This is a genomic window from Streptomyces sp. NPDC058678 (assembly GCF_042714835.1).
In the GTDB taxonomy this organism is placed as follows: Bacteria; Actinomycetota; Actinomycetes; order Streptomycetales; family Streptomycetaceae; genus Streptomyces.
In genome coordinates, this window is sequence record NZ_JBHXSG010000071.1 from 1 (window position 1) to 14,443 (window position 14,443).

The window sequence follows — 14,443 nt, forward strand, 5'->3', positions numbered from 1 at the left end:
GAGATATAGCGCACCGGCTGACCGTGGTTGATCAGGATCGCGATGGCCAGGGCGGCTCCGCCGTCGGCCAGGTCGATACCCCAAGTCACCTCGTCGCCCAGGGCCAGAACCTCACCGAGGAGTTCGAGCAGTTCGGGTTCGTCGTTTGCGACGCGTCGCGACAGCAGCCGACGGCCGCCCTCGTCGATCGCGACGCAGTGGTGGTGAGTCTTGCCTGCGTCGATGCCGGCCCAGATCGCGGCCATATCGTGCCTCCGTACGGTGTGTTGCTGGTGCCTCCCCACGGACGACCTCGCTGTCGATTCCCTACGCAGCGATCATTCGCAATTCCTAATTGGCAGCCGAGTCGTCGTGGAGCGTCGGGCGGCCAATCCGGGCAAGCCACAAGCGGCAGAAGCGTGAAAGCCACACCCGACGCTCCTGGGAGGGTCAACCATACGAAGGGTTCACCGCGTCCCGCAGAACAACGTAGGGAAGCGTGACGCCTCCGCGAACGCCTCCCTTCGGACAGCATCAGGCAGCACACTCACCCTCACGGCCTTCATCGTGGTCACGTGCACCTTGGTCGGAGCACACCGGATCAGACGAAGGCCGCCCCCGCGTCCGGCGAACCCCCATGCGAGCGAATCCGTTCGAGACGCCATTCGAGACCGTGGCACCATGTACCGCATGACGACGAACCGAAAGGCCCATGCCGCGTAGACGGCCAGGACAGATCCGTGCTGGCGCCCCCGGCAGCCACCTGACAACGGGTGCAAGGCCAGTCATCGACGGCCTGTCTTCGCGTGCACTGTCCGAGATCAGCCGTCTCGAGCACACCCGCAACTATCTGCAGCCAGGCGATGTCAGCACGGCTGTGGGCCTGTGGAAGAACTACGTCCACCAGCCCGATCGGGATCTGTGGCACGACTACGAGTGGGGCAACGTGCACTGGTTCTGCTGCGGCAACCCCCTCGAAGCCCGAGCCCTCCTCGACACCGTGATGCGGGCCATATCATCCCGAAGTGCCCGCGAACTGCAAAAGGTTGTCAGCCGGTCAGACGCCGTCTGGAACCGTCCATCCCCGCCCTATGACGCGGACGGTAGATAAAGAACTTCCCAATGAAGATGTCAAGTTGCCGTCGTGACGGTTGGTAGGACCTGGTAGCACACTCCGTCGCGATTCATGGCCCACAAGACGTTGGCTCGTCGACGGGCCAGGGCGAGCAGGGCCTGCTTGAGCCCCTTGCCCTCGTTCCACTTGCGCCCGTAGTAAGCCTGGGAGGCGGCGCAGGTTCTCAGGCTGGCCATCGCGGAGAGATAGAAGGCCCGGAGCAGGCCGCGGTGGTAGCGGCGCGGGCGGCGCATGTTGCCACTGACGCGGCCGGAGTCCCGCGGCACTGGTGAGAGACCGGCGAAGGACGCCAAGCGGTCGGCCGTGCCGAAAGCCTCCAGATCGCCACCGGTGGCAGCGATGAACTCGGCGCCGAGGAGGGTGCCCATGCCGGGCAGGCTGCGGATCACCGTCGCGTGTCGGTGCTCGCTGAACCGGGCTTCGATGAGCGCGTCGAGTTCGGCGATCTCCTGGTCGAGGGCCAGCACGCCCTAGGCGATGCGGGCGATGTCACACATCGATCCCGCAGACGACCTCGCCGACGTTGTCCTACACAGCGATCGAGTCGCGTATCCCAATTAGCGGTCGAGTCGTCGCGGGGCTCCGGGCGGCCAAGTTCTTTGAGCCATCGAACGGCGACAAGCTCACAGCCATACCCAGAACCCCTGGGTCCGCCGATCTTACGAATGACCAGCTCTGACCCACGCTTGGAAGGTAGGACAAGCTAATGCAGAGGATGCCGTGGCTGAGTCGACGCGAGGGGTGGCAGACGGGGCTTGAGTGAGTGTCAGGTCCATCATGCCTGTTCGGAGGCGGTTTCGGTAGGACGCACGGCACGTCTGTTCGACCTTGTGGCAGCGGGTACCGCGCGCCAGACTCGTCGTCATCCACTCTCCGGCCAACCTGTCGGCAACCTTTCCCGGTTGTCGGCGAGTTCGCTGTGCTGTCTCGCCGTGTGACGTGCACCGGTCGGGGATGGGGGACGAAGGGGGATCGATGGATCAGGACATGGTTGTGCTGGCGAGGGTCAGGCTGCTCAGTGCCAACAGGCGGGTGGTGCGTGGTGCCGAAGGGCTGTGGATCTACCGCCTTCTGACACAGGTCGAGCCGGAGGCGTACGGGTCGAAACTGGCGTACGTCCTGGTGGAGGCGAGCGCGTCGGCCCTGGTGCGGGAGTTGCCTGAGCGACGGTTGGCCCTGTTGGACGAGGCCGTGGAGGTGGCGAAGGCCCTCGGTACGTCGAACCCCTACCGGGCGAAGATGCTGGCGAGGGCCCTGGCCGCCAGAGAGCGGGAATTGGAGGGCCGCCCGGCGGAGCCGCTCGCGTCCGATGGGCGGGAGCATCGGGCGGCCTCTCAGGAAGAGCCGCAAGAACGGGCATGACCCGGTGGGTGTCGGGCGTTGACTCCCTGGACGGTGAAGAGGGGGAGGGCCCAGCCCCGCTGTCTGGATGGAGCGGCGCCTGATTCCTCGGATGTACAGCTCGGAGCATGGGGGCTCCGACCACGGTCGGGGCCACCACGCTCCCGATGCCTGGCACTGGGGTATGGGCCGCACTCACCTATCGGCAGGTACGGTTCGATCAACGTCCATTGCTCGTCGAGTCCTGTGGCGCGTCCTCCGCCGCCCGGGAAGTAGATCTCTTTGAGTCCTTCGGCGATGATCTGGTGCCGAGCTCGATCCCGTCGACGACGCCGCACTATCCATGGCAGAGGCATTCCACAAGGCGACGCAAAGGCTCGTCAAGGAAGTATCCGGCGGCGGGCAGGCCGGCTCGGCTGACGCAGCCGAGCCGGTTCAGTAGACAGGTGCCGAGCGGCTGACATCCCCGTGGCGGCTGTTTTGCCCATGTCTGGCTGGAGTGAGGGATGAGGGCGGGATGGGTGGTGCGGACGCCCCGGGGATCGGGGCGCGCTCAGCCGGTTGCGCGTCGGCGGGCCGCCGCGCCCGGCCGCCGTCAGTGCGGTGGTGACGTCAGGCGGGGGACGTCGGCGGGGGAGAGGTCGGGGCGGGCACAGTGCCAGCGTGCGGGGTGGCGCCACCGGCCGGCAGCGTCGCGGGCGACGTCGACGCCGACTTCCGCGACCAGTTCGGGTTCGACCAGCGTAACGTTCAGTGTCTCCCGGCTGCCCCACCCGGTGGAGAACGACCAGCCCGTCCATGGATGACCTTGCCGAGCAGGGGCGAGTAGCCCGGCGACCGATGTGCTGGCTGTCTGGGCGAGGGTGGCGGTGCGGTGTACTGAAGGCTGCCGTCGTCGTACCTGCCGAGCAGCAGACTGCTGGGGGCAACCAGAGAGCAGGTGACCCGCCGACGATCGCCTCGATGGTCTCGCGCGCCTACTGGTGAAGCAGCAGTATTCGAGGACTGCGCTATTCAGAGCTGAGGCAGGGCACGCCCTTGCATGTTGGTGGCCGAACTCGCCGTCGGCGGACGCCTGGTGCATGGTCTTTGAGGAGGTGAGGGGTGTCAGCCAACTCTGATCACTGACGTTCGGCGCGGCGTGTTTCTGCACTAGGGTGCTCGCTGCGCCGAGCCCCTGGGGAGATCATGAAAATCGCCCATGAGTCACCGAAGCCGATCAGTACGCTGTTAAAGATCGCGGGTTTCCGGCGTTTCGTGTCGGCCAATCTCATCTCGGCCACAGGGTCTGCGATGGCCCCTCTTGCCCTGGCCTACGCTGTCATTGAGCAGGGTGGTGGAGCGGGGTCCCTCGGTCTGGTGCTTGCCACGAACACCGTCCCCACGATCGTGTTCCTGCTCGCGGGCGGCTTGTTCGCGGACCGCCTGTCCCGCAGCCGGCTCCTCTTCATGGGGAATCTGCTGGCGGCAGGCGCGCAAGGTGCGCTGGCCGTCACCGTGGCCACCGGACACGCGACGACAGTGTCGATCGCAGCATGCGGTTTCGTCTCGGGAACGGCGGCGTCGTTCATCGTGCCGGCTGCGCAGGGCGCCGTTTCGCAGATCGTTCCGGAGCAGCACCTGCAGCAGGCCAACGCGTTGCTCAGGCTGCCGAGCAACGCGGTCAAGGTGCTGGGTCCGGTCGTCGGCGGTGTCATCGTCGCTGCCAGCGGCGCGGCATGGGCACTGGCTTGGGATGCGTTCACGTTCGCCGCCGCGGCCGTCCTGCTGCTCGGCCTGCGTCTGGATGCCCCGCCTGTTACACCTGGCGGCGTCTTGAGCGACCTGCGGGCGGGCTGGGCGGGCTTCTGGTCGCGTACCTGGCTGTGGACCTATACGGCCGCCGGCACGGTACTGGTCGCTGCGTGGCTGGCGGGCTTCCAGCTTCTCGGCCCGCTCGTGGCCGCGGCGCAGTACGCCGGAGCCCGCGACTGGGGCCTGATCCAGGCGGCCTTCACGTGTGGTCTGCTGGCCGGGACTCTCGTCTGCCTGCGCTGGAAGCCGTACCGACTGCTCACGGTCGCGGTCGCCGCGGGGGGTGCTCTCGCGCTCCCCTTGGCAGCCATGGCCTGCACGGTGCCGCTGTCTCTTGTCCTGCTGGCCGCTGCACTGGCGGGGATCGGGCTCGATGTCGCGATCGTCGCCTGGACCACTGCGTTTCAACAGCGTGTGCCTCAGGCGGAACAGGGCCGCATGAGCGCCTTCAACGGCGTCGGGGAACGCCTCGCCATCCCCTTCGGATACCTCATCACCGCCCTTGCGGCCCACTCATGGAGCAGCCAGGCAGTGCTGCTGACCTGCGCAGGCATGATCGCTGCTGCGACCGCACTCAACCTTTGCGTCCCGGAGGTATATCGCATCAACCGCCTGACACCAGACGATCAGCCGAGAACTACAAACGGTCATCGCACAGTAGAGCAGGCGTAGCAGCCACGACGACGGCGCCGGGCTCGTACCTCGGTGTCCGTGAGGGAATCTGACGACATATTGCCCGCTACGTCCGGGGGCTGGCGAAGTAGTCGGCCCAGTTGTTGCCTGCGAACCGGGCCCAGCGTGCAGCGGTGACGGGGCTGATGCCGACGAGGTCTGAGACCATGGGTCCCTCTGGGCGTCGCGGAAGCGGAAGCGGGACGGGAACCGGGGACACGGCCCTGACCTTCTCGGAGGGCCGAGAGGGCAACACGTGGTTCAACTACTACCGCATCAGCATCCCCGGTATGAGTCGTACACGGTCCAGGGCCAGACGTCCGACAGCCGCGCTCTGACGCACATCGACATCACGGAGAGTTCCTTGACCGACATCCTGCACATCGTCGACCAGATCAAGGGGGGCCAGTGACGACCGCCTTGAGTGGACTTTGGGGCAGCTCGCTCACCGGCTTCGAGTTCGGTGAACTCCAAGGATTCCAAGCGCACATCGATGTCCGGGAACAGCACATCATCCAGCGAGCAGACCCCCATCAGCCAGGCATGCCCCGCTGGAACGATCCTGCATGCGGGGCCTGAACTGAGAATTCACGGAACTCCGGCCAGAGCCGTGAAAACGGCCGGGGTCGCTCCTCGCCTGGCGGTGGGGACGGAAGGGCGGGCGGCTTCGGGCGTCGCGAGAAGCGCGACGATGGTGACCGGCTGGTGGCAGTGGGGACAGATGCGGGTCGCGGTCGGTTCCAGCGGGTCACGTTCCGCGGCCACTGGCTGACGCGAGAGGGGCCGGCTGAGAGTTTTGGACGGTGGAGGCAGCTCAGCCACGACGGCAGAGAAGTGGTCTCACCGAGACGACGCGCGGTCTTCGTCTCTTGCCTGGTTGCGGCGGCGCTCGGCGTCTTTGCGGTAGTCGGGGGAACGGTAGATCTGGTGGGTGGTTTTGAGGGCCTCGAACGGGCCGTTGCAGACCAGGCAGACGTCGCCGGTCCCGGATGTCGTCGCTGGTGCGGGCGGCGCTGCGGCACTCTTCCGAGCAGTGGGTCCGGCGGCGGGCGACCCTAGTGGTGAACTCGTTAAGGACCTGGACGAGGGCAACTACAAAGACGCCTTGGTCACGGGCGTCGGCTTGGCGGCGGGTGCCGCCGCCAAGACTGCGTGCGGCGCGGTCGCCGTCGCCGTCAGCGCACCCACCGCGGGCGTGGGCGGGCCGGCTGTTGGCGCTATCTGCTTCGGCATCGGATACGGCGCGGGCGAACGGTGGGAGAAGGCCGCAATCAGCGTCCTGAATGCGGCACCGACAAGGGATAACCGGCAGACAGGAGGACTACATGTCATACGCCCAGTTCCTGGCCAAGGGCGCCGGGGAGGGCACTCCGCCCTTCTGGATCATCGCTATCGCCCTGGTGGTCATCGTCGGGGCGGCGTTCCTGGTGAGCAAGGCGCGCAAGAAGTAGCACCACCCGCGAGACACGCAGGACATGTGGCGCGCGCCGCCCGGCTGGTCCCTTACCAGCCGGGCGAAGCGTTGACCGCGTAGCGCGCCCGCCGCAGGGTCCCGGGACACAGTGACGCACCCGGCCTTCGGGACCGGGTACGTCGTTTTTCAAGACCCGCGGCCGTCTCGTGGACATCAAGCTCCCGGAGCCGAACAAGAGCGTACCGGCGGTGGACCTGGACAAGTATCAGGAGCCGCAGGTAGGGGCCCGTAACCGCCCGAGGCCACCCGCGCCGCGAAGGACGCCGGCAAGGGCCTGGGCGTGCAGACCGAGCCGGGCGGCGGCTGGTGTCCGCGCCGGAGGACAAGACGTCGGGGAAGTTGTGGGAATCCCACGAGTTCGTGGGCATCCCGGCCCCGGCCGTGACCTGCTGGACCACCGCCCACTCCGACCTGCACTGGTCCCCGCCCCTGGGTCTCTGTGGAACACCCGTGCCACGACGAATGACCCCATGCTGGTGACGAGGCCGCGACGCTCGGCCGATAGCCGCACCGGCCACATCCCTGAACGCTGGCGTCCGTAGACCGGCACCCGCACCAGCCTCCTGAGGTGTGACATTGGAGGGCGGAGACAGGCCAGCAGGTGACATAACGCCGTCCAAGGCGGTCGCGCGTCGGGCAGCTGCGCAGCCCCGGCCACGATCTCCGGGAATGCCGGCGCCAGGTCGGTGCCCCGCCGTGAGTGCAGCACCACCCGGCCGGACTCGACCCATACCTGCGCCCGGAACTCGTCCCACTTCGGCTCACCCGCCCACCCCGGCATCAGTGCAGGGTCGGACACAGGGGCGGCGAGCATCGGTTCCGGCAGTGTCCGCGTCACAGTCCGTGCCTTCCACCCAGCCCGCCCGTCGGCAAACCGAGTGCGCGTACGCCCCCGACCACCGGCCCGACCATGGCAGGTCAGCGCACTACAACACCTCGCCGGGGGCTGTGTGCTGAGCTCCTGGCGCACGTCCAGGTAGCAGCGCAGCCGGACACTGGCTGTCCCGGATCCCGTGTCGTACGGTCTGACGTCGCGGTCGCCCACCGTCCGCAACGGATCTCACCGAACCCGGCGGTGCCGCCGGTACGGCCGAGAGATCTGAACCAGTACCGGGAATCAGGCGGCGACGAGCTCCTGCTCGCGGTCCGGCGTTTTGACCTTGGGCTTCTTGTTCGGCAATGAGAGCCGGAAGACCTTGTGCCACGCGGAGAACACCTGCTTGGGCAGCGGCCCGGTGACGTACTCCAGCTCGTACTTCTCGAACAGCGCGCGCACCTTCACCGCGACCTCGGCGTACCGGTTGCTCGGCAGGTCCGGGAACAGGTGGTGCTCGATCTGGTGCGACAGGTTGCCGGTCATGAAGTGCATGGCCTTGCTGCCGCTGATGTTCGCCGAGCCCATCATCTGGCGCAGGTACCACTGGCCGCGCGTCTCGCCCTTGATCGACCGGCGCTCGAAGACCTGCACGCCCTCGGGGAAGTGCCCGCACATGATCACCGAGTGGGTCCAGATGTTGCGGACCAGGTTCGCGGTGAACGTGGCGGCGAGCGTGGGGAGGAACGACGGGCCCGACAGCAGCGGGTGGATCACGTAGTCCTTGAGCACCTGCTTGCGGATCTTGCGGCCCACGGCCCTGGCCCGCGCGCGGAACTCCGGGTTGTTGCGGCGGCGCTTGTGCAGGTTCTTGCCGAGTTCCAGGTCGTAGGCGGCGATGCCGTACTCGAAGAAGCAGGCGTTGAGGAAGTTCCACAGCGGCTGGCCGAGGTGGAACGGGTGCCACTTCTGGTCCTCGTCGACGCGCATGATGCCGTAGCCGAGGTCGTTGTCCTTGCCGATCACGTTGGTGTACGTGTGGTGCAGCTCGTTGTGCGAGTGCTTCCACTGCTCGGACGGCGAGACGTGATCCCACTCCCAGGTGGTGGAGTGGATCTTCGGGTCTCGCATCCAGTCCCACTGGCCGTGCAGGATGTTGTGGCCGATCTCCATGTTGTCCATGATTTTCGCCACGGAAAGTCCGGCGGTGCCGATCAGCCACGCGGGCGGGAAGATCGAGAACAGCAGCACGCCCCTGCTGACCAGCTCGAGCTTGCGCTGCGCGGCGATGACCTTGCGGATGTAGGCGGCGTCTTTCCCGCCGCGGGCGGCGATCACCTCGTCGCGGATCGCGTCCAGCTCGCGGCCGAGCTCCTCGATCTGCTCCGCGGTCAGGTGGGCGGTGGGGTCGATGGCGGTCAAGGTGCTCCTACCGTTCGATGTCGCAGGGGCCCGCGGCGGCGGACACGCAGGTCTGGATGAGGACGCCCGGTTCGGCCTCGGTGATCTCGCCGGTGCGCAGGTCGCGGACGGCGCCTGCCTTGAGCGGTGAGACGCAGCCGAAGCAGATGCCCATGCGGCACCCGGAGGGCATGAGCACGCCGGCCTCCTCGCCGATGTCCAGCAACGGCGTGGCGCCGTCCGCGTCGACGGTCTTGCCGGTGGCGCTGAACGTGACCTCGCCGCCGTCGCCGGCGACGACGATGCTGGGGCGGAAGCGTTCGGTGTGCAGGCGCTCTTGTACGCCGTGCTCGGTCCAGTGCTCTTCGGCGGCGTCGAGTAGGCCCGCGGGCCCGCAGGCCCAGGTCTCGCGCTCGGCCCAGTCGGGCACGAGTTCGTCGAGACGGGCGATGTCGAGCTTGCCGTCTGTGTCGGTGTGCACCTCGGTGAGCCGCAGCTTCTTGTCCGCGACCAGGTCGTGCAGTTCGTTGCGGAAGATCACGTCGTGCGGCTGTGGCGCGCAGTGGACCATGACGACGTCGTCGAACTCGGTGTCGCGCAGCATGCCCATCACGGGCGTGATGCCGCTGCCGGCCGTCAGGTAGAGCACCTTGGCGGGCTTGGCCTGCGGCAGCACGAAGTCACCGGTCGGCTGGTCGAGGTGGATCAGCGTGCCCGGTTTCGCGCTGCGGACCAGGTGGTTGCTGACCTTGCCGTCCGGGATCGCCTTCACGGTGATCGTGACGCGGCCGTCCTGGCGGTTTGTCGGCGAGGTGAGGGAGTAGGCACGCCACAGGCGCACCCCGTCGACGTCGACCCCGATCCGCACATATTGACCGGCCGTGTGGCCGCGCCAGCCCCGTCCCGGTCTGATCACGATGGTCGCTGCGTCATCCGTCTCGGGGTGCACGGCCTCGATGCGCCCACGCAGGTCGGCGCCCGCACGCAGCGGGCTGACCAGGTCGAGGTAGTCCGACGGCAGCAGCGGCGTCGTGACCATCTCCAGCAGTTTCCACGCCCTGCTGCGGAGGGCTGTACTCGTCATGACTCCAGCTTGCTGTGCCTCAGGGCGTAAAGTCCTGACCGCAGGACGTGAATCTGGTCGACTGAATTGTTCGCAGGGAATAGAAACGTGAGCCATGCCATCCGGAGGGCCAGCGAACTGGCCCTGGACGAGACGACGGTCACCGCGCTTCGGGCCGCGCTGAAGTCCACCGCCGACGAGGTCGTCCAGGCGATCATCGACGAGGTCCCTCCCTACGCCAACGCCCTTTCGGGCCGCATGGGCGCCACCATCCGCCGAGCCGTCCGCACCGCCCTGGGGCACTACCTGGACCTTGCGAGCGGGAACGCCACAGGCGGCGACGCCGGTGACGCCGCCTACGAGCTGGGCCGCGGCGAGGTGCGCGACGGCCGTTCGATGGACGCCCTGCTCAGCGCCTACCGCGTCGGCGCCCGTGTGGCCTGGCGTGGTCTGGCAGCGGGTGCCGTACCCGCAGGTCTGCCCGCCGCCGAGGTCGCCAAGTTCGCCGAGCTGACCTTCGCCTACATCGACGAGCTCTCTGCCGCGAGCGCCGCGGGCCACGCCGACGAACTGGCCGCCCGGGGGAGGGCCCACGAACGCCTCCTGGAAGACCTGGCCCGCGACCTCCTCGCCGGCGCGAGCCCGGACGTGCTGCTGGCCTCTGCTCAACGGGCAGGGTGGCAGCCTCCGGTTTCACTGACCGCGGTCCTGCTGCCCGCCGCCCAGACCTGGCCTGTCTATCGCGCGCTCGACCCGAGCAGCCTCGTCCTGGACGATCTGCCGGATGCCACCGGTGTGCTGTTCGTCCCCGATGCCGACCGATCACATCTCTTGCGGCAGCTGACCGACCGCACCGCCGTGGTCGGCCCGGCCCGGCCATGGACTCGTGCGTCCGCCTCGTACGCACGAGCCGTACGCGCGCGCTCCCTCTCCTCTGATATTCGCGACACCGAGGACCACCTGCCCGAGCTGGTGCTGAGCGCAGACGTGGACGCGTTCGCAGACCTGCGTGCCCGAGCCCTCGCACCGTTGCGGACCTTGCCTGTCGCGACCTCACGGCGGCTGGAGGAGACGTTGCGGGCGTGGCTGCTGCACCAGGGCAGGCGGGACGAGGTGGCGGCGGCGTTGTTCGTCCATCCCCAGACAGTCCGGTACCGGATGTCGCAGCTGCGGGAGCTGTTTCCGGATCTCGCATCGCCACACCGGGTCCTTGAACTGACGCTGGCGGTCGGTCTTCGGGTCAGCTGACGCGTACTTCGACCGTCCACGACCGCGTCCGCGAGCGGTCCAGGAATCGTGCCTCGTTCTCGGTGCCATCAGCTGGCTCGTGCGGCCCGGGGAAGAGCGGTATGAGCCAGCTGAGACCGGGGGTTGATGTGAAGACCAGACAAGGCCTCGGGAAGCCCGTCGGGGCGCTGTCTCTGAGAAGCGCGGTGGCGGATACGGCTCGACTGGATCCGGTGGACGATGCGCACCGGCCCGCTCGTCGACGCGCTCATCGAGCATCTGGTCGGTGATCTGGGCCGCTACGCCCTGGAAAACGGCTTTCATGTCGTCGTGGAGGGCGCTGTCCTGGCACGAGCTGACCCACGGGCGCGCGGCGGGCTGCAGCTGGGTGACCGGCGGGGCGGCCAGGCCGGGTCACCAGGGGGGGCCGGGCCGCTCTCGCCGGGGACCACCGTGGTTCTGCAACGGCCCCGTGCCTCCCTTCCGACAGGTCAGCCGGACGACCGACCGGGCCGGCCTGGCACACCGCGCGAGGGATGATGGGGATGGAATGACGGAACGTGAGGTCAGGAGTTTCCATGGCGAAGCGGGTTCACCGACCCCGTGAGGACGCGGAGTTCAATTTCATCCTCGGGATGAGCGGAGTTCCGGTCCTCGCATACTTCACCGGGACATGGCCCAAGGCAATCGAGCCCTGCCGGGTGATGGACCTCGTCGTGGGTGGCATCGCCGACGACTACACGGGCCGCCTGACGGCCGTCCGCACCGACATCACGCGTTGTCCGGCCGCAGCCGAGCGATACGGGATCACCGGAGCCCCGTCCTACGTCCTGCTGAAGGAGGGAGAGGCGGTGGCGCACGGCACGGGGCCCATGACCATCGCCGAGGTACGGAAGTTCCTGGACGGCCACCTCTGAGCGGCCGCTGCGGCACTGACGGTCGAGCGGGACAGTCGCCGCTTCTTCGGTCGCCGAGCTCTCTCCCGCCTCTGACATTGAAGCTCCTGTTCGCACGGCGAGGAGCCGTAGAGGTAGACCCTGAGTCGCCCATCTTGGGCGGGCTCGGCGAGCTCAGTCGCGTGTCCCGCACCCCGTTCAGGTGGAGTGGAGACGGTTCTGGTATTGCTCGCCATCAGGTGGTCGGGGGTGGGAACCGGGGTGCCGTCCACGGTCAGCACGGCGTTCCAACGTGGCTGTCGGCGTACACATCAACGTGGCTCTGGCAAGACTTTCGTGGGCGGAAATCATCTGGGTGCCGTGGTCGGCCGGTCCGCGTAACGGCGGCGGAGGTGGGCGATCAGTACGACGAGGTGGCGCAGGAGCGGAACGCCGGCGCGTCCGGCCATCAGGCGTTTCTGGAGTTTGACGTCGGTGATGCGGCCTTCGTCGACGCCAGAGTTGTAGGTGGTGGAGATCCCCTGGGCGACGGCGTGCTGGTCTTCGCGCAGGGCTCCGGCGATACCGGCAAGTGGTGGCAGTCCGCTGTGGGAGAGCTCGTCGAGCCAGGACGGCACGGGTGCGGCGTCAGGTTGTCGAGCGTGGCGGCGAACCGGCGGACCAGGTCGTGGGCGTGCTTGAGTTCCGGACAGTGCTCGAGGAGCCGGTGCTGGCGGTGGGTGACGTGTATGCCGCGGCGGTCCGGGTGGGTGGCGATCCTGTCCAGGACCGGTGTCTGTGATCAGAAGCGGGTGGTGTGGCCTGGGCTGATCAGCTTGTTGTGCGGCTGCGGTCTGGCCGTACGCGTGCCTCGGTGGCTGTGACGATCACGGGACCGGGCCGATGGTGGTCTTTCCGAAGTGCAGCTTTGTCAGGCAGCGGTGGTGGTGATCAGGTTGTGTCATCTGCGCTGTGCATGGTTCATGTTCACTGATCGTTGGAATGCGGTGGCATCTGGACGCCCGCGCTGTGATTCTGGCGTGGGTCACCGCCGACACCTGGTCCGGTTTGCCTCAACGCTCCGTTCCCTGTCACCGGCTACCGCTCCACCCTCACCGTCCACGAGGTGCCCGGCGAGCCGGAGTCGTCCCGGGTCGAATGGTCCGGCGTCTTCACCCCGGCCGGCGTCGGCGACGAGGAGGCCGTGACCCTCTTCCACGGCATCGACGCCGAGGGCCTCGACGCGCTCCTGCGCACGGTCACCGACGCCTGACCGCATCGCCCGGCGAAAGGGTTGTGGGGAAAGTCAGTGACATCCCTCACGTGCCTGGTCCCCATCAACGTGCCGCGATAGTACGTGGCGTGTGGCCGACATAGGCGGATCTGGCATATGGAAGCAGGCATACGCGGCACTCGGCCGGGGTCACCGGCCCGGGTCACCGGCCTCAAGCCGCCGGACCGCCTCTGCTGTCCTTCTGACGGAGTGTGAGGCGCCGTCGGCGTCCGGCGCGGCGGCCCGGCACAATCCCGGGCCGGATTCAAGGGTGCCTTCGCCTACTAGGCGAGGTAGTGGAAGCCCCCGTTGCCGTGCCCTCACGCGGCTTTTAACAATGACGGCCCCGCAAGGCGTCCCCGCAGGTCAAGCGCAGTGTCTGTGCGAAACCGAGCCCGCCGGAGGCGCAAGGAGAGTCGACCGAACGAGGTCCGCATGAGGAACCACCGGAAGCACCGCAGGAAGACGCGCCGCCGGCCCATAGCCGTCGCCGTCCTGGCGATGAGCGCGGTGGCTGTGCCGTCGGCCGCCATGGCGTGCATGGGCGACGGAGGAGCCGAGGCCATCACCGCCGCGTCCAGCGGTCCCTGGACGGACGGGAGCAAGGCGTCCTGGAACGGACACCGGACGGACGGGAGGAAGACGTCCTGGGACGGGCACCGGGGGCGGGACATCCGGACCGCGAAGCCCACGGCGACGGCTTCGCCCTCGGCCTCGCCGACGACCTCTCCCGGGACTGCGGCGCCCGCCCCGGAGAAGCCCAAGGCGCCCGTCTCGAAGACGACCGCCCCGCCCGCCCCGACGAGGACCACCGCGGCGCCGAAGCCGACCGCCGCGCCCCCCTCGAGGACCACCGCCGCACCGAAGCCGCCCGCCGGCACGGCGACCCCCGCCGTCGCCCGCGTGGTCGCCCTGGTCAACAGCGAGCGCGCCAAGGTCGGTTGCTCCCCGGTCACCCTGAACGCGAAGCTCTCGCAGGCCGCCCGGGCCCACAGCGCGGACATGGCGAGCCATAACACCATGTCACACACCGGTTCCGACGGGTCCGATCCGGGACAGCGGATCACGCGCGCGGGCTACCTCTGGAGCACCTACGGCGAGAACGTCGCATACGGGTACTCCACGCCCGAGCAGGTCATGGCGGGCTGGATGGCCAGCGCCGGTCACAAGCGCAACATCCTGGACTGCGGCTTCAAGGAGATCGGTGTGGGGGTGGCGCAGCCCGGCAACTACTGGACGCAGGACTTCGGCACGGTCCGCTGACGCTCACGGGGCTCACGCCCGTCACGGCCCGCCGACCATCACGCCGGCCGCGGGCCGGCCCCCCGCCCCCCGCCGCCGCCCGGGGGGGGGGGGGGGGGGTGTTGTCGGGGGGGGGGGGGGGCCCCGGGGGCC

At 68.2% G+C, this 14,443-nt stretch carries 11 protein-coding genes and 1 pseudogene; 7 read left to right on the forward strand and 5 right to left on the reverse strand.

The genetic code is table 11. The annotated features are described in order from the left end of the window. Both ACFWWR_RS40280 and ACFWWR_RS40285 read right to left on the reverse strand, forming a co-directional pair. The coding region (locus ACFWWR_RS40280) for a transposase (RefSeq protein WP_384308828.1) at nt 1-245 on the reverse strand (245 nt) is incomplete at its 3' end. Nucleotides 246-1,110: 865 nt separating this feature from the next. Beyond that, nucleotides 1,111-1,581, reverse strand: a pseudogene (locus ACFWWR_RS40285) (transposase); the annotation flags it as partial. A gap of 508 nt (nt 1,582-2,089) precedes the next feature. Between ACFWWR_RS40285 and ACFWWR_RS40290 the strand changes: the two are divergent. The 3 genes from ACFWWR_RS40290 (at nt 2,090) to ACFWWR_RS40300 (ending at nt 6,372) form a co-directional block, all read left to right on the forward strand. Beyond that, nucleotides 2,090-2,476 carry a hypothetical protein gene (locus ACFWWR_RS40290; protein WP_383878280.1) on the forward strand — a complete coding sequence of 129 codons (387 nt, stop codon included), beginning with the start codon at nt 2,090-2,092 and terminating at the stop codon, nt 2,474-2,476. A gap of 1,167 nt (nt 2,477-3,643) precedes the next feature. After that, entirely contained in the window at nt 3,644-4,921 is a 1,278-nt protein-coding gene (locus ACFWWR_RS40295) for an MFS transporter (protein WP_384308831.1), read from the forward strand. Between the two features lie 1,325 nt (nt 4,922-6,246). Continuing rightward, on the forward strand, nt 6,247-6,372 hold the full coding sequence (locus ACFWWR_RS40300) for a hypothetical protein (protein ID WP_383874669.1): 126 nt from the start codon (nt 6,247-6,249) through the stop codon (nt 6,370-6,372). Between the two features lie 1,140 nt (nt 6,373-7,512). Here the strand turns inward: ACFWWR_RS40300 and ACFWWR_RS40305 are convergent. Beyond that, on the reverse strand, nt 7,513-8,631 hold the full coding sequence (locus tag ACFWWR_RS40305) for a fatty acid desaturase family protein (RefSeq protein ID WP_384308834.1): 1,119 nt from the start codon (nt 8,629-8,631) through the stop codon (nt 7,513-7,515). Between the two features lie 7 nt (nt 8,632-8,638). Further along, a complete protein-coding gene (locus ACFWWR_RS40310) occupies nt 8,639-9,694 on the reverse strand; it encodes a ferredoxin reductase (protein ID WP_384308837.1) in 1,056 nt (351 codons plus the stop codon). A gap of 87 nt (nt 9,695-9,781) precedes the next feature. On the opposite strand from ACFWWR_RS40310, the gene ACFWWR_RS40315 reads away from it, so the two are divergent. Together ACFWWR_RS40315 and ACFWWR_RS40320 are read left to right on the forward strand one after the other, a co-directional pair. Continuing rightward, a complete protein-coding gene (locus ACFWWR_RS40315) occupies nt 9,782-10,921 on the forward strand; it encodes a PucR family transcriptional regulator (protein ID WP_383874674.1) in 1,140 nt (379 codons plus the stop codon). A gap of 557 nt (nt 10,922-11,478) precedes the next feature. Next, nucleotides 11,479-11,817 carry a thioredoxin family protein gene (locus tag ACFWWR_RS40320; protein ID WP_383874676.1) on the forward strand — a complete coding sequence of 113 codons (339 nt, stop codon included), beginning with the start codon at nt 11,479-11,481 and terminating at the stop codon, nt 11,815-11,817. 326 nt (nt 11,818-12,143) lie between these two features. Here the strand turns inward: ACFWWR_RS40320 and ACFWWR_RS40325 are convergent, their stop codons facing one another. After that, a complete protein-coding gene (locus ACFWWR_RS40325; protein WP_383874678.1) occupies nt 12,144-12,413 on the reverse strand; it encodes a hypothetical protein in 270 nt (89 codons plus the stop codon). A gap of 488 nt (nt 12,414-12,901) precedes the next feature. On the opposite strand from ACFWWR_RS40325, the gene ACFWWR_RS40330 reads away from it, so the two are divergent. After that, entirely contained in the window at nt 12,902-13,048 is a 147-nt protein-coding gene (locus ACFWWR_RS40330) for a hypothetical protein (protein WP_384308839.1), read from the forward strand. Nucleotides 13,049-13,483: 435 nt separating this feature from the next. Beyond that, nucleotides 13,484-14,311: a CAP domain-containing protein gene (locus ACFWWR_RS40335; protein ID WP_384308842.1), complete on the forward strand. Its 828-nt coding sequence runs from the start codon at nt 13,484-13,486 to the stop codon at nt 14,309-14,311. Nucleotides 14,312-14,443: the final 132 nt, after the last annotated feature.